Source organism: Kitasatospora sp. MBT63 (assembly GCF_000710465.2).
GTDB lineage: Bacteria > Actinomycetota > Actinomycetes > Streptomycetales > Streptomycetaceae > Kitasatospora.
Window position 1 is genome coordinate 1 of the sequence record NZ_JAIZ01000394.1, and the last position, 239, is coordinate 239.

A 239-nucleotide genomic window follows, 5' to 3' on the forward strand; every position below is an offset into this window, starting at 1 on the left:
ACGATGCCGAAGAACGGCAGCGCGATGATGTACACCTCGGGGTGGCCGAAGAACCAGAACAGGTGCTGCCAGAGCATCGCCCCGCCGTTGGCCGGGTCGAAGACGAGGGCGCCGAACTTGCGGTCGGCCTCCAGCACCAGCAGGGCGGCGGCCAGCACCGGGAAGGCGAACAGCACCAGGATGCTGGTGAAGAGGATGTTCCAGACGAAGATCGACATCCGGAACATCGTCATGCCGGG

General features: G+C 64.9%; 1 protein-coding gene. It reads right to left on the minus strand.

Features of this window, described 5'->3' with window-relative positions; translation table 11 throughout:
* Window positions 1–239 (minus strand): cbb3-type cytochrome c oxidase subunit I (locus tag AA75_RS22685; RefSeq protein WP_199520392.1); only part of this gene is annotated, 239 nt, incomplete at both ends.